The sequence below is a fragment of the Dyadobacter sp. HNCC25DJ187 genome, assembly GCF_056895255.1.
Genome location: NZ_JBXHAT010000002.1, coordinates 2,397,237 through 2,418,109, shown reverse-complemented (window position 1 = coordinate 2,418,109; position 20,873 = coordinate 2,397,237). Strand labels below are relative to the sequence as shown.

Sequence of the window (20,873 nt, the reverse complement as noted above, 5' to 3'; positions counted from 1 at the left end):
ATTTCGTAGAAAAGAAGCAATAGTTAAGAATTTACTTCGGATTTAGCCGGATCAGGGATTTCTTTTTCCTGCTGCTGATCAATCAGTGACTTTTCCAGTTTAAATGAAAAAGTGGTACCCTTATCAGGTTTCGACAAAACGGCAATTTTTGTATCGTGTGCATTAATGATGTGTTTTACAATGGCAAGTCCCAGTCCTGTACCGCCACGCTCTTTTGATCTGCTCTTATCAACCCGATAAAAACGTTCAAAAATTCGGTTAAGATGTTCCTGAGGAATACCCGGCCCGTTGTCACGTACTGATATTTCCACATGTTTTTTTGTTTCGCTGAAATGTACAATCACTTTGCCATCTTCATTACCATATTTAATTGCGTTTTCAATCAGATTGAGCATAACCTGTTCCATCCGATCCTGGTCAGCCATTACCCAAACTGCCTCCAGATCTTCCGGCTTTACCCTTAATGAGATATTTCTCTGAGATGCTACGGTTTCCAGTCTGCTGAAAATGTTGATCGTCATTCTTCGAATATCAATCCGCGTCATGTTCATCTTGATATCTCCTGTTTCCATTTGGGACAACACCAGCAAATCTTTTACAAGTACATCCAGACTGTCGAGGTTGTTAGCTGCCTTTCTCAGGAAACGTTCACGCACATTGTCATCTTCCATCGCTCCGTCCAGCAAAGTGTGGATAAATCCCTGAGCTGCGAAAATGGGTGTCTTAAACTCATGTGAAACATCGGCAAGAAACTCGCGACGGAACAGTTCAAGCTTTTTCAATTCATCAATCTCCTTTTGTTTTTTGGTTACGTATACAAAGATTTCATCATTGATCGTCTTCATAGGATTCGACTCCTGAATCAGCTTTTTACGTGGGGTCATATTAAAATCCCGCATTTTCAGTTTGTGAATGGTACGGTACATCTTATTCACTTCCCTGAAAACCAGAATATCCACGGCGTAAAGAACCAGAAAGAAAGAGGATAAAAAAGCTGCTATAGCTGCCACAAATAGCATGCTCACATTGGCTCCATCCACAAAAGCAAGAAACGCCGTAGTGATAGCTGAAATAAGAAATGCCAATATAAATGCAATAAATCGGGGACTGAGAGACATTTTTTAATTGTCAATGGTTAGTCGTTAATTGTTATGGCGGAGGGTGTTGGGCAGAGGGGTAAGGGCAAAAGATAGTAGCCCCCCATGCCCATAGTCTCATTCCCTTTGCGCCTCACAAAGTTAACACTCTGTCACAAGGAAAATGCGGTTTGTTGATGTTAGGATAATATTGTTAATACTGAGGTAATATTCGGTTTGTCTAAAACAAAAAGGAGGAAGCCTGACCGACTCCCTCCTTTTCTGAATTCTGTTATTTTTGATTAGAAACCGCCTCTGTATTTGTATGTGCTCGATACCTTATCGATGGCAACGATGTAGGCGGCGATGCGAAGCGATACTTTATATTTTACCGAAGTTTCATACACCTTATCGAACGAATCTTTCATAATCCGGTCAGTTCTGCGGTTAACCCTTTCCAGTGTCCATTTGTAGCCGATTCTGTTTTGCACCCATTCAAAATACGAAACGGTAACACCGCCGGCGTTGGCAAGAATATCAGGTACAACCATGATGCCCTTTTCATTGATGATATCATCAGCTTTAGATGAAGTAGGTCCGTTAGCACCTTCCACAATCATTTTGGCCTGAATACTTTCGACATTTCTCCTTGTGATAACATCTTCTTTTGCAGCCGGAACAAGTACGTCAACAGGAATTGTGAACAGGTCATCTCCTGAAATCAGTTCTGCTCCGGTGAAGCCTTCCAGAGATCCTTTGTTATTGTCTCGGTAAGCTACAGCAGCAGCAATATCAATCCCCTTGTCGTTATAATAGGCACCTGAAATATCACTGATAGCATGAATAGCCACACCACGGTCTTTCAACAACAATGCTGCATGCGATCCTACATTTCCAAATCCCTGTACCACCGCTGTTGCACGGTAGGGATTAATCCTTAATTTCTCCATACCAGCCAGAGCAGAAACCATTACTCCGCGACCGGTAGCTTCAGTACGCCCGAGAGACCCGCCCAGTACTAACGGCTTGCCTGTAACAACGGCTGGAACTGTCATGCCTTTGGATTTGGAATATTCGTCCATCAGCCATGCCATTTCGCGAGGGCCCGTTCCCATATCCGGCGCAGGAATATCCTGATCAGGTCCGAAAACATCCAGCATGGAGGTTGTATAGGCACGCATCAGACGCTCCATTTCTCCAGCCGACATTTCCCTGGGGTTACATGCGATACCACCTTTGGCTCCGCCGTAGGGAATATCTACAACAGCACATTTCCAGGTCATCCATGCAGCAAGCGCTCTGACTTCATCCAGATTCACGCCGGGGTCAAAGCGAATCCCTCCCTTACTAGGACCCAAGATGGTGGAGTGGATCACACGATAACCTTCGAAAGTTTTGATCTCACCGGAATCCATCGTTACAGGCAGACCGACAATAACCTGTTTGCGAGGTACTTTCAGGATATGATACATTTCTTCAGATATGCCTAAAAGCTCTACAGCTTTATCAAATCTTTGCATCATGGACTCCAATGGATTCTCTTTATCTTTAATTGGAGCAGGTTCTATATATGACATTACTATTTAGTATTAAATTGTTGATTTAAAGCGATTTAATTAAATTAATAATTTTGCTTATACAAACATACTGTATTTAGAAAGATAAAAGCAAAAAACTAAATTTTCTTAAAATGATACAATAAAATCGAGAAAGTATATTGTTTCATGCTTGGAATGAAGCTTAAAAGGATTGAATAGAATTATGCCATTCGTCCAAATTAAATGGAAGATTATATGACTTTTTTGGAATAGAAGAAAAAGAAAAGGATGGCAAAATTTTATTTGACAGGAGAATATTGGAATTTGTCTTTATTTCTGTTTTATCCCTGACGGGATTTAGACTTATGATGGGTTTTGTGGTCTACCTATATTGCATCGCTATGCGATTGAAGCTGGCCCGGACATTTGTCGAGTAATATCGAAAATGCCGGTAGATATAAGATATTGGTAGGAAATATAGGGTTGTATTCTTTAAATGCGCTAGGCATACAGCATAAAGTGGGCAGGTTATGCCGATAACAAAAAAGGAAGCGCATCGTGCGCTTCCTTTGTTTAATATATAAACTTGAATAAGATAATTAAACCATCTCGATTTTTGAAGCATAACGCTTACGATCATTTTCTTCAAGATAGATCTTACGCATACGGATGTTCTGCGGCGTAACTTCAAGGTATTCATCTTTCTGGATATACTCCATAGATTCTTCCAGTGAGAAGTTAATTTTCGGAGCGATTCTCAAACCATCATCTGTACCTGAAGCACGCATGTTCGTCAATTTTTTCGCTTCCTGAAGGTTCACAACAATGTCGTTAGGACGATTGTGTTCTCCAATTACCTGTCCACCGTATATTTCATCACCTGGTTCCACGAAGAAACGTCCGCGATCCTGTAATTTGTCAATGGTGTAACCCGTTGCAGGACCTGTATTTTTAGAAATGATAGATCCACTGATACGTCCCGGGATTGGTCCGCGGAAAGTACCAAATTCTTTGAAACGGTGTGTCATTACAGCCTCTCCCTGCGTTGAAGTCAATACGTTCGAACGAAGACCGATCAAACCTCTTGAAGGAATCAGGAATTCAAGGTGTTGCAAATCTCCTTTTGGTTCCATGATCAACAACTCACCTTTACGCTGAGTAGCCAATTCGATTACTTTACCCGCAGTTGATTCAGGTACGTCAACAACCAATGTTTCTATCGGTTCCAAACGTTCGCCATTCTCATCTGTTTTGAACAATACCTGTGGCTGGCCCAATTGCAATTCATAACCTTCACGACGCATCGTTTCGATCAGAACTGACAAGTGAAGAATACCACGTCCGAATACAAGGAATTTATCTTCAGTATCTGTTGGTTCAACACGAAGTGCAAGGTTTTTCTCTGTTTCTTTTAATAGACGGTCACGAAGGTGACGAGAAGTAACAAATTTACCTTCCTTACCAAAGAACGGAGAGTTATTGATGGTGAACAACATGTTCATAGTTGGCTCATCAACAGCAATACGAGCGATTGGCTCAGGATTTTCAAGATCAGCAAGTGTATCACCAATTTCGAAATCTTCGATACCAGTTACAGCACAAATATCGCCTGCTCCAACTTCGGTAACTTTTACTTTACCAAGTCCTTCGAAAATCTGCAATTCTTTTACTTTTACCTTTTTGATCACACCATCAGCTTTGCAAAGCGACAATGTCTGTCCTTCTTTGATAGAACCGCGTTTTACACGACCGATCGCAATACGACCAACAAAAGCGTTGTAATCCAAAGAAGTGATCTGCATCTGAAGCGTACCTTCCTCAATAACCGGCTCAGGAATTGATTCCAGAATTGTATCAAGCAGGAATGTAATATCTTCAGTTTTGTTCTGCCAATCCGGGCCCATCCATCCTTGTTTCGAAGAACCGTAAACAGTTACGAAGTCAAGCTGGTCTTCAGTGGCACCCAGGTTGAACATCAGGTCAAATACATTTTCCTGAACTTCTTCCGGACGGCAGTTTTCTTTATCTACTTTGTTAACTACAACGATTGGCTTAAGGCCAAGGTCGATCGCCTTACCCAATACGAAACGTGTCTGTGGCATAGGACCTTCGAATGCATCCACCAAAAGGATAACACCATCAGCCATCTTAAGTACACGTTCTACTTCACCCCCAAAGTCGGCGTGACCTGGAGTATCAATTACGTTGATCTTAGTGTCTTTATATCTTACCGATACGTTTTTCGAAACGATGGTAATTCCCCTCTCCCTTTCCAGGTCGTTGTTGTCCAGAATAAGGTCATCAAACTCCTGGTTATCGCGAAATAACTTTGAAGCGTGAATGATTTTGTCAACCAATGTTGTTTTACCGTGGTCAACGTGCGCAATGATTGCGATGTTACGAATGGCTTGCATTGTTTTATGGATCAATTGTTTACGGTGGTCGTCCCGTAGTTTTTGTTTTTTGCGGACTTGCCGGTCTGCTTAGTTTATGGTGAAGTTTCAGCAAACAGGGTGCAAAGGTAATTAGTTTTTCACTGAATAACAGTATTTTACAATTAATTTATTGTTGATTGATCAAAACTGCGCTTTAAACCACGAGAAGTGCAAAAACGTTAACAATTGTTTAACAAATTGTTCTAACTATGATCACGTAGTTAGGTTGATATAGGAGCGGTTTTCTGTTTGTCAAAGCCAGTTTTAAGCTACTATGAATAGCATAATGGAATCACCTTTACATAAAAGTATTGAAAATGAGCAATTTTAAGAAACCCAAGTGCCTTGAGTTTCCATTTTGTATCCATAGCGGCGTTTAGTTTCTTTGTAGAATTATTGAACACTTAATTATTCCTATGAATAAGAGAATATTGACAGGTTTGTTCCTGTCTGTAAGCACTTTAACCTATGCTCAGGATAATGCTGCGAAATATGCAGAGACCATTACACCTGCAGATTTGAAGAAACATTTGGTGATTATTGCTTCTGACAGTCTGGAAGGAAGAGACACTGGTTCGCCCGGACAGAAAAAAGCGGCAGAATATGTTGTAAAGCATTTTAAGGAATATGGCCTGCAGCCCATCGCCACAGCAGCTGATGGTTCGAAATCCTTCCTGCAAAAATATAATCTTTATAAGCGTGGTTTCGGCGAGGTATATGTGAAAGCTGGAAACAAAACGTATGGATTTAATAAAGATTTTTATTTGAACGGGATTCTTGATATTCCGCAGGAAGTAAGCACACAGGTAATATTGGCTGGCTTTGGTATTCAGGAAGCGGCATATAACGACTATGCCAACCTGGATGTGAAAGACAAAGCAGTAATCGTTTTTGAGGGAGAGCCAAGGCTGAAAAACGGTAAATATATGTTGAGTGGCTCGGATGAGAAGTCTAAATGGACAGGGCCTGTAGCATGGCAGAATAAAGCCAAATTAGCGCTGGAAAAAGGTGCGAAGTATGTTTTGATGATTACAGACAAAACCGGCGATGACCTGGATAAGGAAATTCGTCAGCGTACTGTAATGGCAAGAAGATATAGTCCTCTCACACTCAATCGTATAGAAGAATCGCCAAATAAAGTAGCCACTTTTGTTATAACGCCGGCAATTGCTGCTCAGATCTTGAATACCACAGGATCCAAGCTGATGAAGGAAAAGGCAGATATTGAGAAAAATAGTGCGCCTATTTCGAAAACGATCAAAGGAAATGTGAGTTTGAAAGCGGAGAGGAAAACGGACATCGTAGAAACTGAAAACGTAGCTGCGTATCTTGAAGGGACAGATAAAAAGGATGAAGTACTGGTAATTAGCGCTCACCTTGATCATATCGGTATTTCTCCTAACGGCGAAATCAATAATGGAGCAGATGATGATGGTTCGGGAACAGTTTCCCTGCTGGAGTTGGCTGAGGCATTTGGTAAAGCAAAAGCGGAAGGAAAAGGTCCTAGAAGGAGTATTCTTTTCCTGAATGTAACAGGTGAAGAAAAAGGCCTCTTCGGTTCTGAGTTCTATTCTGAGAATCCTTTGTTACCGCTCAAAAATACAATTGCCAATCTGAATATCGATATGATTGGTCGTGTGGATGAAGCGCATAAGGATGACCACAAATATGTGTATCTGATCGGTTCTGATAAGCTTTCATCTCAATTACATGCAGTGAGTGAGGAAGCGAATAAAAAGTATGTCAATTACAACCTGGACTACAGATTCAACGATCCGAAGGATCCTAACCGTTTCTATTACCGTTCAGATCATTACAACTTTGCGAAAAAGGGAGTACCTGTTATCTTCTATTTTACAGGTGTGCACGAAGACTACCACCGTCCGGGTGATGACGTTGAAAAAATCCTTTTCGACAAACAGTCTGGCATTGTGAAACTTGTTTTCCATACTGCCTGGGAATTGGTGAATCGTGACGAACGGATTATTGTGGATAGTAATAAGGAGTAATTTCTGGTCAGGAATTTTCCGGTCTGCATCACGCAGTGAGGCTGCACGGAAAGTGGATTAATGTGATGTCGACAGCCGTTCAGTCCGGCTATGGCCGTCCAGACCTGAGACGTTCCGGTCTTCATCACATGGTGAGGCTGCATGGAGAAGTTACTAATGCGATGTCGCAAACCGTTCAGACCGGCTATGGCCGTTCAAACCGGAAAATGAAAAACTTATGAAAAAAGGATTATTACTCTTCTTATTCGCACTTATTACTTTAAAAGTAGATGCGCAGATACCAACCGAAAATGCACTGCTTTGGGAAATAAAAAGTCCCGGAGTTACAAAACCATCTTACCTTTTCGGGACTATACACCTGGTCTGTCCTGATGATTTTTTTCTGAGTGATGCCTTGAAATCAGCCATCACCAAAACAGAGCAGGTAGCACTTGAAATGGATATGGATGATCCTGCGATGATGGCAAAGATGATGCAGACCATGAACATGAAAGATGGTAGCAAACTAAGCCAACTTTTATCCGATGCTGAATACAAGCGCCTGGCGCAGTTCTATAAGGACTCGGTTGGTGTTGGTTTGACTATGTTTGAAAATGCCAAACCATTCGTATTGATGGGGCCGCTGTTTACTTCTGTATTGGGTTGTGAGCCCAAGTCTTACGAAATGGCATTGGTAGAACTTGCTGGTAAACAAAAATCTGAAGTGATTGGTCTGGAAACGGTAGAAGAGCAAATGACAATTTTTGATACCATACCTTACAAAGATCAGGTGAAAATGTTGCTTTCGATGATTGATAGTATGTCTCAGGCGCGTAAGGAGTTCAGGGATCTCGTAAATCTCTATAAGTCGGAGAACATTCAGCAGCTGTATACAGCTACGACCAAAAGTAGTTTTGGTATGGAAGAGAACCAGGATATCATGCTGTATGATAGAAATAAAAAATGGATCGGACGTATTGAAAAGATAGTAGCTGAAAAGCCCACGCTAATTGCCGTAGGTGCGGCTCATTTGGGCGGAGAAAAAGGTGTTATCGCCCTTTTGAGAAAGGAAGGATATACTATCACTGCGGTAAAGCAGTAGTAAGGGTATTTAAAAAGTAAAGGCCGTTGGAATGTTCCGGCGGCCTTTACTTTTTAATATCAGAATGGGATTAAAAAGAAGCGATCCAGTTCATCAGCCACTCAGGTTTGAAGAACAAATAAAGTACGATTGCAGTCAGAAGTCCGGATAAGACGTTGCCTGTTGCAGTCGTTGTATTTCCTGTAGATTTGGTCTCTTTGAAAAACAACAGATAAGGCAATCGCAGATAATACGCCAATGCAATGGCTGCATTCAGTACACCACCCACAAGTAACCATAGCATCCAAGATTCATTTTGTTGCTGGTAACTTTCCCACAGCGACGAGAAGATGAGTAGTTTAGAAGTAAATCCCACCGTAGGTGGAAGACCTGCCAGTGCGATCATGATCACCGTAAGTGTACCGGATACCCATACTGCTTTTCTGCCCAATCCTTCAAAATCCTGAAGAGAAGTTTGAGAATGCGGAGCGAGTAAATCGATCATGAAAAATGCAGCCATATTAATGAACAGATAGGCCGCTGTATAGAAGACAGCTGATTCGAAGCCAAATCTGCTATATGCTGCAATACCTACAAGAAGATAGCCAGCCTGTGCAATGGACGAATAGGCAAGAAGACGTCTGGCGTTGGACTGCCAGAGTGCCGCAACATTTCCTACAGTGATACTGATTAAAGCAATGCCTCCCAGAATAGGAAAATACTCCGAAGGGAATATACCTGCAAGACGCATGAGTACAAGCACAACTGCAGCTTTTGGGGCAACTGAAAGAAATGAAACGAGCGGAGTAGGACTTGATTCATACACATCGGGCGTCCACACGTGAAATGGGACGAGCGATAGTTTGAAAAGTAAACCTCCCAGGGTCATAACGATTGCTGCGGTGATTACAAGGGACGAGTTTTCCATTAATCCGGCTGTAAGTGCCTGATTGGTAATGTCCATAGTGCCTGTGAGGCCATATATCAGCGAAATCCCATAAAGCATCACTGCCGAACTCGCTGCTCCGAAAAGCAGGTATTTAAGTCCGCCTTCTGCTGCTTTTTTGAAAGGTGACAGCGATACAAGAATGTAAGAACTGATCGAAATAAGTTCAAGTGTAAGATAGATGGTAAGTAAATGCGTCGACATGGTGAGCAGGTTGAGGCCTGCTACAGTAGCTATAAGTAAAGCATTGAATTCCGGTGGGAAATCATATTTCAACACTTTTACATGAGTGAGTGTGAGCATCCATGCAACAATGATCAAAACTTTAAAAAAGACTGCTTGTGTATCCAGAAACAACAACGGATAAAACCGATAGGAAGCCTCGTTCCGCCATTGCCCGAGAACCAGCACTAACGCTATAATACTGCCTGCAATCGCTATGTTGTGAAGAATTCCTGAGATTTGATCCTTTTTTGACCACTTCATCAAAAGCAGTTCGGATAAAAGGAAAAAGCAGAAGAAAAGACCCAGGAAAATCTCAGGGCCAATTCCCGACAAACTTTGTCGTATATGTATGAGCTGTTCGTTTATTTCCAATTGAGCGGGTACAATTTTTTAAGCAAAAGTACATAAAGATGGTAGGGATTCTAGGAGGTGGAGGGGATTTAAAAGTAAGAATCGCTCTTTTTTTACATACACCTGAATAGGTTACAGCTTTTGTTAAACTAAACAATCTTATTATGAATTATTTACGAAGTGTTTTGATGTGCGTAACTGTCCTTATCTCAGGCCTGGCGCAGGCGCAGGATCTTGGGTCATTAAATGGAACACCTGTCAACGAACCCGCGGGAAACAGTGTGTATCTGTTATCTAAATGGTACCCCGGCTCGATCCGCACCACAAACGATCAGTTTTATGATGGTGTATCTATGCGTTATGACGTAAAAAACGATCAGGTCGAATACAAGAAGGATTCTGCTTCGTTTCGCATTTCAGATGGAGTGAAAGAATTTACGATTGCGTCCGGAACCGACCTATACATCTTTCGAAGTGGCTTTCCTGCTGCAAAAGGATTGACAGAACAAAGTTTTTACAGAGTGATGTACGATGGTAATGTTAAACTTTTGAAACGTTATCAAAGCGAAATTACAGCAGAAAAAGCCAGTGCTACCAGAACGATGGAGCACGATGCCTTGCTGTACATTGAGAAAGATAACAAGATAACGCCTGTCATGCTGAACAAAAAAAATAGTTTCCTGAAATTACTTTCAGATGAAAAAAATAAAATGAATTACGTGATTAAGGAGGAAAATCTGGAATTTGATGGGGATGATGACCTTGTGAAATTATTGGAAGAATATGATTCTTACAAAGCGGGCAGGGGAGGAGATAATTAGCATGTATTAACCGTGTATCAAGCTTCTGCTCAAGTATTTTCTAAAACTTACCGCTAAGCTCAGGGCGATATACAAATAAAAATATCGCTCTTCAGTTCAAAATTTTTAATGTTACCACTACCGGCACATACCATATGTGCCGGTTTTTTTATGCTCAAAATCACAGCTTTATTGATAGAAGATTATTTTTTGATAAAAAAATTATATTTTTGATTGAATGAACGTTCAATCAAAATAAATTCATCATTCGTTAACATTCTCTTAACCTCTTACTAAATCGCATTCATGAATTTTGCCTTTCGAAAAATGTAACCACATCATCAGTTTCACTAAGTTTCCTTAAACTCTATTCATTATGAATTATGTTTTACAAGTGAGTATAGGCAGTGTCAGGCTATGGAGAGCAATTGCGCTTGCAATGACGGTATTGTCCAGTATTTCTTCTTACTCCCAGGGAGTTACAATTTCTGGTCAGGTAACGGGCGTAAATAACGGCGAAGTGCTGCCCGGTGTTAATATTCTGCTAAAAGGTAGTCAGCGTGGTACAGTGACGGATGGCAATGGTAGCTATACCATTTCAGATGTTAATCCTGGATCTGTACTTGTTTTTTCGTTTATCGGTTATAAGGCACAGGAGAAAGTAATTGGTAATCGTAATACGGTTGACGTTGTTTTGGATGTGGACGCTTCCAATTTACAAGAGGTTGTTGTGGTGGGATACGGTGCTCAGAAAAAGGAAAATCTTTCGGGAGCCGTTGACGTAGTGGATAGCAAAGTGTTGCAAGCGCGACCTATTCAGAATGTGGCGCAGGGATTGCAGGGAGCAGTTCCCAACCTGAATATTGACTTTGCAAGTGGCGAGCCGGGAAAAGCTCCGAATATTAACATTCGTGGATTTACCTCTATCAATGGTGGAAACCCGCTTATACTTGTAGACAACGTTCCTGTGGATGCTGCAGAGCTTAATTTTATTGCTCCGTCGGATATCAAAACGATCTCTGTGCTCAAAGATGCTTCTTCTGCTGCCATCTATGGTGCGCGTGCTGCTTTTGGAGTGATCCTGATTACCACGAAGTCAGGAATGAAAGATGGTTTGACAATAGACTATACCAACAACTTTTCATGGGGTAAGCCTACAGTAATGCCTAATAAAATTACGGATCCGTATATCTATATGCGGTTGCTGGAAACATCTACCGACAATACGCCGTGGGACAATGTGAATTATACGGATAGCCAATATGAATGGGCTAAAAACCGTTCGGATAATCCTAACGGAACAGATCCGGTAAGACTTAATCCTCTGGATAATTCATTATACGAATACATGGGAAACAGAGACTGGACCAAGCAGTTTTTGGACAATTTTACAGTTTCTCAACGTCATAATATTTCTCTGGCGGGTAAGTCTGGTAATACAAGCTATTACCTGTCCGGCGCTTACGATTCTCAAAATGGAGCTTTACGTATTGCCGAGGATAAGTTTAACCGGTATACAACCAGAGGTAAGGTGAATTTCAAACCTTACAAATGGTTATCCATAGGAAATAATACTTCTATCGCCCTTACACAAAGAACAAGACCCTACCAGCTTTCAATACAAGGATTATATAACCTCTTCCCTACGAGCTGGGACAAAAATCCGGATGGTTCATGGGCTAATACGGACGTAGGTCGTGAATCAGCCAGACTGACAGACGGTGGCCGATATGACGATAAAAGCAATATGTTCCAGACCACGTTCAATACCGAGCTTACTTTCTTTGAGGATGCATTGCGTTTTAATGCAGATTATACCGCCCGCAGAGAGAATATCAATTTTGCAGGAAACCAATCTAAAATCCGTATTGGTTACGGGCCTACGGATATTCGCGAAGAAGGAAATAACATTGCCTACCGCAGAGCTGACAATACTACTTACTCTGTATTTAATGCTTATTCGACCTTTAATAAGCAATTTGGAAAGCAGAATGTAACTGCGATTTTAGGTTATAATCAGGAGTCAAACCGTAAGGAATGGTACAGTGCTCAGCGCGCCGGTGTGATTTCTACTTCGTTACCAAGTATCGGACTGGCTACTGGTGATATGCAGGTAGCTGAGCAAGTTCGTGAGTGGGCCATACGCGGAGCTTTTTACAGGTTGAACTACATATACAACGACAAATATATTGTCGAGTTTAACGGGCGTTATGATGGTTCTTCGAAGTTTCCAAAGAACAAGCGTTTTGGTTTTTTCCCATCAGCTTCTGCTGCCTGGAAAGTGGACGGAGAAGATTTCTGGAAACCCATTGCACCGGTCATCAACTCATTCAAAATCCGTGGATCGTACGGTTTATTGGGTAACCAGTTTGTGGATGAGTATGGTTATATCGCAACCATGGAAACCCTTCGAAGTACTTATATGATTGGTGGAAATGTTCCCCAAAAAATATTGGCTCCGCAATTGGTTTCACCCAATTATACATGGGAGAAGGTTGCTTCACGGAATATTGGTGTGGATATGGGCTTTTTCCAACAAAAGGTTACTGCTTCGTTCGATTATTATAGCCGTACTACGAAGGGAATGCTTACTAAAGGTAAAGATTTGCCGGACGTACTGGGCGCACAGGAGCCCAACGAAAATGCTGCAGATCTGATGACGAACGGATGGGAATTGTCTGTAGGGTACGACAACGACTTTAATGTAGGCGGAAGTCCGCTGAATTTCAGTGCAAAGTTTAATTTGTCGGACAACCGTTCGCGCATTACTTCTTTCGACAACCCTTCCAACTCCATCACCCAATACTATAAGGGAATGCACATGGGTGATATCTGGGGGCTAAAAAGTGATGGATTTTTCCAAAATCAGCAGGAAATAGATGCCCTTGATCAGTCACAGATGATCCCTTGGGGCGCGCTTTCAATTGTACCAGGCTGGCCAAAATACCAGGATCTGGATGGTAATGGAAAAATTGAAAAAGGAACTACGGTTGATAACCCAAAGGATTTGTCCGTCATTGGGAATATGTTGCCACGTCTGCGCTTCGGTGTGAACCTGGGAGCAGATTGGAAAGGCTTTGATGTACGTGCCTTCGTACAAGGTATTGGTAAAATGGATTATTATCCTCTCAACTATCTGTACTGGGGTTTCTATCAGCAACCTTATGCCGGTGGATATGAGCATTTGCTTGATTTTTACCGCGGAACAGCTGACAGTGATGTGCAGCGTGCCAAACATTCTCAGGCATATCTGGATGCAGGCCTTGCCGATGCGAATACCAATTCGAAATTTCCTGTGTTACAATCCTGGCTGGCTGACAGAAACCTGGGAGAGCGTATTGATGAAGCTCAGGGTCTGGCAGTGCCTCAAACCAAGTACATGTTGAGCGGTGCTTATCTGCGTCTTAAAAACCTGACAGTGGGTTATACATTACCATCGCGCCTGACTGAGAGAGTTAAAATCTCCCGCCTCAGGGTTTATGCAAGTGGTGAAAATTTGGGTGAAATCTCAAAAGTGAAAAAGTTCTTCGATCCTGAATCGATTACTGATAATGTCGATAAAGCCGACCCGACTAAAAGAACAGCAAGTGGATGGGGCTATGCTTACCCATTCCAGAGACGCTATTCTTTCGGTCTTGAAATTCAATTTTAATCTTTATTCTTGATAGTTAGTATGAAAAAATATATTTCTATTTCGCTTTTGTCTTCCATGTTACTCTTTACGGGTTGCAATGACGACTTTCTTGAACGCTTCCCTCAAACGGAAATTTCTAAGGAGAACTTCTTTAATAATGCCGAAGATCTGGAAACCTATATATATGGTCTTTACGACTTCCCCGGTATCGGAATTTATGTAGGGGATGCGTCTACAGATAATTCTCCTACAACCGGTGTTACCGAACTTAAGAGCATGATGGTTGGGACTCCTTCTGCCTCAACTATTAACGGTGGATGGACCTGGGAGCAGCTCAGAAGCATTAACTTCTTTCTGGATAATTTCAGAAAGGCACAGATTAGTGAAGAGGCATTGAACCATTATGAAGGACTTGCCCGCTTTTTCAGAGCCAGATTTTACATGGAGAAGATAAAGCGCTATTCAGATGTTCCATGGTATGAGCATGCGATGGAAACCAACGATGAAGGTCTGAAAAAGCCACGCGATCCGAGAACGCTGATCATTGATAAAATTTTCGAAGATTACGAGTTCGCAAGTCAGCATGTTCGTGATTTTTCTCTTCAGAGTACGAGCAATTCTGAAAACCGTACAGGAGCTGTCAATAAATCTGTGGTATTGGCTTTCAAAGCAAGACATGCTCTCTATGAAGGAACTTACAGAAAATACCACAGCGAATTATCATTGCAATCTACAGCAGATAAATATCTGCAGATTGCCAGAGATGCTTCAAAGCAGATCATTGATGGAGGCAAATATCAGCTTCATGACGATTATGCAGCGCTTTTTAACAGTACATCGCTGGAAGCAAATAAAGAAATAATTCTTGGTACTTTCAGTGAACACGATAAGCGCAATAGCGGTTGGAATTCTCATATGTTCGGTAATTATGAAGCAAGTCCTGCAAAAGATCTTGTACAAAGTTATCTGATGAAGGATGGTACTCCGTATACCAGCAAGACGGGGTATAATACGAATTCGTTTGTTGAGGAGTTCAAAGATCGTGATCCGCGCATGTCTTACACGCTTGCTTATCCCGGTTGGGAGTTGGTGAATAATACTACCTATTCGCAGGGAGCGGGCATATATGTGCAGCAGTTTGCTAAGAATCAGTCAGGTTACCATCAGTTGAAAGGGTTTGTAAATGTGCGGGAAGTTAATGTAGCGAATAGTCTGGATGTACCAGTTGTAAGACTTGCTGAGGTATTACTTACTCACGCAGAGGCTAAAGCAGAACTGAATGAATTGACGCAGGCTGATCTTGACTTAACAATCAATAAGCTTCGTGCAAGAGCTTCTATGCCAAATCTGACGATGACGCCTGTTGCTGATGCTGTTTTAAAAGTGCAATACCCACTCGTAACCGGAGGAAATGCTGCTGTGTTATTGGAAATCAGAAGAGAACGTCGTGTGGAGCTGGCTATGGAAGGTTTCAGATTCGATGATCTGATGCGTTGGAATGCAGGTAAACTCATTGAAAAAGAGCCGGAAGGTTTATACTTTCCTGGCTTGGGTAAATATGACCTGACAGGCGACAAGGTAGAAGATGTAAAACTGATTCCGTTGTCGGAGGATATCCCGGCAGTGAGAGAAAAAAATTCATTGGGGAAAGAACTGGCATACTACCGTGTTGGACCTGTGGGAAGCGACGCTTCATTTTTCCTGAAAAACGGTACCAGTGGTACGATCGTGACAGATCCGGAACGGGGTACGTTTCAGGAACCCAAGTATTATTACCGACCGGTTCCTCAGGCGCAGATTACATTGAATCCGGCCTTGTCACAGATATTTGGCTGGTAAAACCTGAATACAAATTGAGACCTGTTTGCTTTTGAACAAATTGGGTCTCAATTTGTATATACACTTCATTTTTTATTTATTCTAACCAAAGTAAAATGACCTACCTGAAACCGAAGTTGTTGTTATTGCTTTCTATACTATCTTTTTGCGCAAATGCTCAATCGGATAAAAAGAAGGCGCTTTTTGTTATTGTAGATGGAATTTCTGCTGAACAGCTACGTAAAGTGGCAACCCCAAACCTGGATGCTATTTCCAAAGTGGGAGGTTTTACAAAAGCGTATGTCGGAGGAGAAGTAAAATCATATAGCCAAACCCCGACTATCTCAGCAGTAGGTTATAATAGTCTGCTTACATCCACCTGGGTCAATAAGCATAATGTCTGGGATAATGACATTAAAGACCCGAACTACAACTACTGGACTATATTCAGGTTTTTTCAAGAAGCTTATCCTGCGAAACGAACAGCCGTTTTTTCTACCTGGCTGGATAACCGTACCAAACTGATAGGTACTGGGCTGCCCCAAACCAATCAGTTGCAAGTCCATTATGCCTTTGATGGTTTTGAACTGGACACCCTTAATTATCCGCATGATAAAGAAGCGGAATATATTCATAGAATTGATGAAAAAGTGGTGGATGAAGCGGCACGATACATTGCTCAGGAAGCGCCTGATCTTTCTTGGGTTTATCTGGAATATACCGATGATATGGGTCATAAATATGGAAATGATGAGCGTTTCAATAAAGCAATCGGATATATGGATGCACAAATGGGACGTTTGTGGAAATCAATTCAGTATCGTGAGAAGAACTTCGGGGAAGATTGGCAGATATTCATTACTACAGATCATGGAAGAAGCGAGCCTACCGGTAAAAACCATGGAGGACAGTCGGATGCAGAACGCAGTACTTGGATTGTGACGAATGCTAAAGGTTTGAATAGCTATTTCCAGGGGAAAACCGGTGTGCAGCGTGTACCCGGAATAGTAGATATTATGCCAACGATTTCCCGACATCTTCAAATACCTATCAAAAAAGCGCAGGCTATGGAAATTGACGGAGTTTCGCTCACTGGTGAGATTTCTGTTTTATGGCCAATGGCCAAAAGGGAAGGTGATCAAATTAATGTAACTTGGAAGTCCGTCGAGAAAGACGGGGATGTGAAAGTATGGTTAACTACAACCAATAAATTTGATGAAGGTGGAAGTGACCATTATCTGCTGATGAAGGAAGTGCCGGTCAAAGACGAAAAGGTAGTGCTTGATGTTCAAAAGCTACCAAAAGGCTTTTTTAAAATTGTAGTGGAAGGGAAGTATAATGCGGTAAACAGATGGATCGTCGAATAGAGCGTGTTTCAGTGAACAGACTTTGTGTTGTAAAAAAAGAAAAATACCTTCGCTTTTGAAGTTTAATACGCTACGTTAATGGGAAGAAAAAGTCTGAAAGAGGCTCGCCAGAAAGAAATTATCAAAGTATTTTACAAACTAGCCAAAAAAGAGGGGCTGGAAAATACTTCTATTGCCAAGATTGCCAAGGAAATGGATATTAATCCAAGTTTGGTTATTCACTACTTTCAAACACGTGAAGATCTTACATATGGTCTGATAGACTATATCCTTGATAAATACCAACTCATATATAAAGTTAGTGCCAAAAAGGAGGCGAATTCTCAGGCAGCACTTCTTGAAATTATCGATAATATTTTCTCCAAGAAATGGAATACACTATTTGATGACGGGCTATTCTACAGCTGCTATTCGCTTACATTCAGAGAGTCTAATATCAGGGAACTGTACAAAAAAATACTTGACTCGCTGAGAATAAAGTTAAGTGAACATATATCACAATGCTGTGAAGAGGGATTAATCAATATCGAAGATCCGGATCAGGTTGCAGATGATATTTTTGTATTGGTAGATGGTGCTTACTTCTATCTCAGCTTGGTGACAGATAAAAAGGAGTATGAGAAGCGCTTACAGAAGTATAAGAAACAGGCAATTCAAATGCTGCGATTACCGGTATCAGCTCTGGCCTGAATCATTTTTAAAACGTTTAGCCATAGCATAGATCCCGATCCCCAGCCAGATCACATTGACAGCAACGTTAGGCTTGTCTTTTTCATGAATAGAGACAACAATGAGCCCTATTGCACCAAGCGCATTGAGCCCGTGAAAAATATAACTGCTTGACTTAACCCGACCTGTACTGAGCAGGAAGTAGGAGAATACATAAAATACGACACCCAGCCATCCGGCGGTTTCTGTCAGTATTTGTTCATTCATAATGTCACCTGATTATAAAATTCTGCACAAGCCAGTCAATAAAGTCCTAAAGTAAAAATAGCAGCCCGTTTTATGCAGGTTGCTATTTTATTTTTTCGTTATATGTAAATGTGAAATTTACCGTACGGCGGAGCTATCTGCATACATAGGTTTGGAGTTATCCAGATCAGTATGAATCCTGTTTTTTTTCTTGCCAAATATATAAACCACACCGAAGTGGCTTTTTAAAACGCCACTGTCAAAGTTGTCTTTTACATATGGGTTTAACTCGATAGCGAGTTGAATCCTTCTGTTTTGGCGAATTGGAGAAATACGTGCTCCAAAATTGACAGAGTAGCCATCAATAGTAATCAGATCAGCTCGGGAATCAGCGATGCGATATAGCGGGTTAAGTCTTAAACCTCCGCCGATATACCATTGTATAATTTCGCCTCGTTTCAAATTGATCATTGGTAACAAATCGATACTCAGGCTACTAAACAGAGAATTGGTTTGGACGCGGGTGTCGAGCCAGATCGCCTTGTGCGTGCCCGTGCTCACTGTTATTAAATTGCTCCAAGGGTAATAACCAACGGAAGCCTGTGCTTGAAGCTGATGATTACCCAAGGCTGCAAATAGCAGGAGCAGGAAATATATTTTTTTCATTAATATGCAGGAATAAACACGGAAAACTAGCGACGTAATGCTTTGCCAAGTTTGCCGGCGGCCTGCATGGTATTCATTTTTTTCATCATCTTACGCATTTCATCAAACTGTTTGATCAGATTGTTGACTTGTAATATCGTCGTTCCGCTACCTGCAGCGATTCTCTTCTTACGGCTACCATCAATGATTTCAGGATTTTCTCTTTCTTTTTTGGTCATCGACTGGATGATCGCTTCAATAGGCTTGAATGACTCATTGTCGATGTCCATATCTTTCATGGCGCTGCCCATTCCGGGAATCATGCCAATCAGATCTTTCACATTTCCCATTTTTTTGATCTGCTGCAACTGGCCAAGGAAATCGTCGAAGTCAAACTTATTCTGACGCATCTTAGCATTGATACGCTTCGCCTCATCCTCGTCAAAAGCCTGCTGAGCACGCTCTACCAACGAAATCACGTCACCCATACCCAGGATACGGCTGGCCATACGGTCAGGATAGAAGGAATCAAGTGCTTCCATCTTTTCCCCTGTACTGATAAACTTGATTGGCTTATCAACGATCTGGCGAATGGATAGCGCAGCTCCACCACGGGAATCACCATCAAGCTTGGTAAGCACGACCCCGTCAAAATTTAGGCGTTCATTAAAGGTCTTGGCAGTATTCACCGCATCCTGACCCGTCATCGAATCGACAACGAAAAGAATTTCGGAAGGCTTAACGGCAGATTTAATGTCCTCCACTTCCTGCATCATTGCTTCGTCAACTGCCAAACGTCCGGCAGTATCGACGATTACTATTTTCTTGCCAATTTTTCTTGCGTGAGCGATGGCATTCTGAGCAATGGTTACCGGGTTTTTATTTTCCGGCTCAGAGTATACTTCCACACCCACCTGCTCACCAAGTACTTTCAACTGCTCAATCGCAGCAGGACGATAGACGTCGGCAGCAGTAAGCAATACTTGCTTGCCTTGTTTTTTGAGCAGATAAGCCAGTTTTCCTGTAAAAGTTGTTTTACCCGAACCCTGCAAACCTGCAATAAGAATTACGGCAGGATCACCCTTTGTATTGATGGCTTTTGCTTCACCACCCATCAGTTCGGTCAGCTCTTCCTGTACGATCTTAACAAACATCTGTCCGGGCTCAACAGATATCAATATTTTCCGATCCAGCGCTTTTTCTCTGATCCGGTCTGTAATTTCCTTGGCAACCTTGAAGTTAACGTCAGCATCCACCAGTGCCTTACGCACTTCCTTGGTAGTAGCAGCCACGTTTATATCTGAAATCCTATCCTTCCCTTTTAGCGTGCGGAAGGCATTATTAAGTTTATCCTGTAAGTTTTCAAACATGGAATGGTATGTATGATTCTGATCCTTAATTGAAATAATTCACAAAGGTATAAATAAATTAAGGAGTACAGGAAGCAAGACTCCTATACTCTGGTAATAATCCGGTCAGAAAGGCCATATTTTTATCGTTGTTTCAAGGCTGTGCTTGTTTCATAAGGACAATATGCCTCCATCTCATTATATGTAAGCAATAACTTGCGTCTTCACAGACTCGGCTCGCCAAAAAAGAAGAGGATGAAAAAACACCCGCAGGCGCTTGTTCATCCTCTTTTATAGATCCGTCCTGTGCAGGTACTATTTGCGGAATTTAGCAGCAACCCAGCGAAACATCTTTTTTTCTTTTTCCCAGAAGAATGAGAACTGACCCAGTAAAAAACCGTAGATCAATAACAAACTCTGATAGGTTGGAAAAATGAAGAGGATGTAGGTGATCGTTTTGAGCCACATCGGAGTGGCATCGTCGTAACCTAACAGGTGAAAAAGACCTTTTCTTAACCAGACTACCGAAGATCCGGACAAACTAAAAACAGCTAAAACCAAAAGAACTTGTCTGGTTGTCTCCAATCCCCATTTTTCCTGCATTTTACCCAACCACGGCTGTGCACTTTTTTCTCCGCTTTGCATATCTAACTTTTTGACAGCTTTAAAATTTTTACAAAGAAACAACGCAACTCGCAATTTTCC

At 41.7% G+C, this 20,873-nt stretch carries 16 protein-coding genes; 8 read left to right on the top strand and 8 right to left on the bottom strand.

Going from position 1 to position 20,873, the window contains the following annotated elements:
• Window positions 1-23: 23 nt before the first annotated feature.
• The 3 genes from AC1XUE_RS20960 to typA form a co-directional block, all read right to left on the bottom strand.
• A complete protein-coding gene (locus AC1XUE_RS20960; protein ID WP_483357940.1) occupies window positions 24-1,118 on the bottom strand; it encodes a sensor histidine kinase in 1,095 nt (364 codons plus the stop codon).
• Window positions 1,119-1,378: 260 nt separating this feature from the next.
• Window positions 1,379-2,653, bottom strand: coding sequence for a Glu/Leu/Phe/Val family dehydrogenase (locus tag AC1XUE_RS20955; RefSeq protein WP_483357939.1), 1,275 nt, complete (start codon window positions 2,651-2,653; stop codon window positions 1,379-1,381).
• 560 nt (window positions 2,654-3,213) lie between these two features.
• A complete protein-coding gene (gene typA / locus AC1XUE_RS20950; protein WP_483357938.1) occupies window positions 3,214-5,028 on the bottom strand; it encodes a translational GTPase TypA in 1,815 nt (604 codons plus the stop codon).
• Between the two features lie 437 nt (window positions 5,029-5,465).
• Here typA and AC1XUE_RS20945 point away from each other — a divergent pair, with 437 nt between their 5' ends.
• The 3 genes from AC1XUE_RS20945 to AC1XUE_RS20935 all read left to right on the top strand — a co-directional run bounded on the left by AC1XUE_RS20945 (window position 5,466) and on the right by AC1XUE_RS20935 (window position 8,139).
• On the top strand, window positions 5,466-7,058 hold the full coding sequence (locus AC1XUE_RS20945; RefSeq protein ID WP_483357937.1) for a M28 family peptidase: 1,593 nt from the start codon (window positions 5,466-5,468) through the stop codon (window positions 7,056-7,058).
• A gap of 65 nt (window positions 7,059-7,123) precedes the next feature.
• Window positions 7,124-7,279: a hypothetical protein gene (locus tag AC1XUE_RS20940; RefSeq protein WP_483357936.1), complete on the top strand. Its 156-nt coding sequence runs from the start codon at window positions 7,124-7,126 to the stop codon at window positions 7,277-7,279.
• Complete coding sequence (locus AC1XUE_RS20935; RefSeq protein WP_483357935.1) at window positions 7,276-8,139, top strand: TraB/GumN family protein; 864 nt, start codon at window positions 7,276-7,278, stop codon at window positions 8,137-8,139. The genes AC1XUE_RS20940 and AC1XUE_RS20935 overlap by 4 nt, the downstream gene beginning before the upstream one ends.
• Window positions 8,140-8,209: 70 nt before the next feature.
• On the opposite strand, the gene AC1XUE_RS20930 is transcribed toward AC1XUE_RS20935, so the two are convergent.
• Window positions 8,210-9,661, bottom strand: a complete 1,452-nt coding sequence (locus AC1XUE_RS20930) for an NADH-quinone oxidoreductase subunit N (RefSeq protein ID WP_483357934.1) — start codon at window positions 9,659-9,661, stop codon at window positions 8,210-8,212.
• A gap of 143 nt (window positions 9,662-9,804) precedes the next feature.
• Here AC1XUE_RS20930 and AC1XUE_RS20925 point away from each other — a divergent pair, with 143 nt between their 5' ends.
• The 5 genes from AC1XUE_RS20925 to AC1XUE_RS20905 all read left to right on the top strand — a co-directional run bounded on the left by AC1XUE_RS20925 (window position 9,805) and on the right by AC1XUE_RS20905 (window position 17,949).
• A complete protein-coding gene (locus tag AC1XUE_RS20925; RefSeq protein ID WP_483357933.1) occupies window positions 9,805-10,461 on the top strand; it encodes a hypothetical protein in 657 nt (218 codons plus the stop codon).
• Window positions 10,462-10,816: 355 nt separating this feature from the next.
• A complete protein-coding gene (locus tag AC1XUE_RS20920) occupies window positions 10,817-14,092 on the top strand; it encodes a SusC/RagA family TonB-linked outer membrane protein (RefSeq protein WP_483357932.1) in 3,276 nt (1,091 codons plus the stop codon).
• 21 nt (window positions 14,093-14,113) lie between these two features.
• Window positions 14,114-15,913 carry a RagB/SusD family nutrient uptake outer membrane protein gene (locus AC1XUE_RS20915; RefSeq protein ID WP_483357931.1) on the top strand — a complete coding sequence of 600 codons (1,800 nt, stop codon included), beginning with the start codon at window positions 14,114-14,116 and terminating at the stop codon, window positions 15,911-15,913.
• A gap of 95 nt (window positions 15,914-16,008) precedes the next feature.
• Window positions 16,009-17,259 carry an alkaline phosphatase family protein gene (locus AC1XUE_RS20910; RefSeq protein ID WP_483357930.1) on the top strand — a complete coding sequence of 417 codons (1,251 nt, stop codon included), beginning with the start codon at window positions 16,009-16,011 and terminating at the stop codon, window positions 17,257-17,259.
• A gap of 78 nt (window positions 17,260-17,337) precedes the next feature.
• Entirely contained in the window at window positions 17,338-17,949 is a 612-nt protein-coding gene (locus tag AC1XUE_RS20905; protein WP_483357929.1) for a TetR family transcriptional regulator, read from the top strand.
• On the opposite strand, the gene AC1XUE_RS20900 is transcribed toward AC1XUE_RS20905, so the two are convergent.
• The 4 genes from AC1XUE_RS20900 to AC1XUE_RS20885 form a co-directional block, all read right to left on the bottom strand.
• Window positions 17,935-18,195 (bottom strand): CBU_0592 family membrane protein, encoded by a 261-nt coding sequence (locus tag AC1XUE_RS20900; protein WP_483357928.1) that lies wholly within the window; start codon window positions 18,193-18,195, stop codon window positions 17,935-17,937. The genes AC1XUE_RS20905 and AC1XUE_RS20900 overlap by 15 nt on opposite strands.
• 117 nt (window positions 18,196-18,312) lie before the next feature.
• Window positions 18,313-18,840 (bottom strand): hypothetical protein, encoded by a 528-nt coding sequence (locus AC1XUE_RS20895; protein ID WP_483357927.1) that lies wholly within the window; start codon window positions 18,838-18,840, stop codon window positions 18,313-18,315.
• A gap of 26 nt (window positions 18,841-18,866) precedes the next feature.
• Window positions 18,867-20,189 carry a signal recognition particle protein gene (ffh, locus tag AC1XUE_RS20890; RefSeq protein WP_483357926.1) on the bottom strand — a complete coding sequence of 441 codons (1,323 nt, stop codon included), beginning with the start codon at window positions 20,187-20,189 and terminating at the stop codon, window positions 18,867-18,869.
• A 294-nt stretch (window positions 20,190-20,483) separates the two neighbouring features.
• Window positions 20,484-20,813: a DUF6787 family protein gene (locus AC1XUE_RS20885; RefSeq protein ID WP_483357925.1), complete on the bottom strand. Its 330-nt coding sequence runs from the start codon at window positions 20,811-20,813 to the stop codon at window positions 20,484-20,486.
• Window positions 20,814-20,873: the final 60 nt, after the last annotated feature.

Excerpts from the sequence above, each read along its gene's own strand:
- AC1XUE_RS20960 (WP_483357940.1), bottom strand. The coding sequence starts at position 1,118 with ATGTCTCTCAGTCCCCGATTTATTGCATTTATATTGGCATTTCTTATT.
- AC1XUE_RS20955 (WP_483357939.1), bottom strand. The coding sequence starts at position 2,653 with ATGTCATATATAGAACCTGCTCCAATTAAAGATAAAGAGAATCCATTG.
- typA (WP_483357938.1), bottom strand. The coding sequence starts at position 5,028 with ATGCAAGCCATTCGTAACATCGCAATCATTGCGCACGTTGACCACGGT.
- AC1XUE_RS20945 (WP_483357937.1), top strand. The coding sequence starts at position 5,466 with ATGAATAAGAGAATATTGACAGGTTTGTTCCTGTCTGTAAGCACTTTA.
- AC1XUE_RS20940 (WP_483357936.1), top strand. The coding sequence starts at position 7,124 with ATGTCGACAGCCGTTCAGTCCGGCTATGGCCGTCCAGACCTGAGACGT.
- AC1XUE_RS20935 (WP_483357935.1), top strand. The coding sequence starts at position 7,276 with ATGAAAAAAGGATTATTACTCTTCTTATTCGCACTTATTACTTTAAAA.
- AC1XUE_RS20925 (WP_483357933.1), top strand. The coding sequence starts at position 9,805 with ATGAATTATTTACGAAGTGTTTTGATGTGCGTAACTGTCCTTATCTCA.
- AC1XUE_RS20920 (WP_483357932.1), top strand. The coding sequence starts at position 10,817 with ATGAATTATGTTTTACAAGTGAGTATAGGCAGTGTCAGGCTATGGAGA.
- AC1XUE_RS20915 (WP_483357931.1), top strand. The coding sequence starts at position 14,114 with ATGAAAAAATATATTTCTATTTCGCTTTTGTCTTCCATGTTACTCTTT.
- AC1XUE_RS20910 (WP_483357930.1), top strand. The coding sequence starts at position 16,009 with ATGACCTACCTGAAACCGAAGTTGTTGTTATTGCTTTCTATACTATCT.
- AC1XUE_RS20905 (WP_483357929.1), top strand. The coding sequence starts at position 17,338 with ATGGGAAGAAAAAGTCTGAAAGAGGCTCGCCAGAAAGAAATTATCAAA.
- AC1XUE_RS20900 (WP_483357928.1), bottom strand. The coding sequence starts at position 18,195 with ATGAATGAACAAATACTGACAGAAACCGCCGGATGGCTGGGTGTCGTA.
- AC1XUE_RS20895 (WP_483357927.1), bottom strand. The coding sequence starts at position 18,840 with ATGAAAAAAATATATTTCCTGCTCCTGCTATTTGCAGCCTTGGGTAAT.
- ffh (WP_483357926.1), bottom strand. The coding sequence starts at position 20,189 with ATGTTTGAAAACTTACAGGATAAACTTAATAATGCCTTCCGCACGCTA.
- AC1XUE_RS20885 (WP_483357925.1), bottom strand. The coding sequence starts at position 20,813 with ATGCAAAGCGGAGAAAAAAGTGCACAGCCGTGGTTGGGTAAAATGCAG.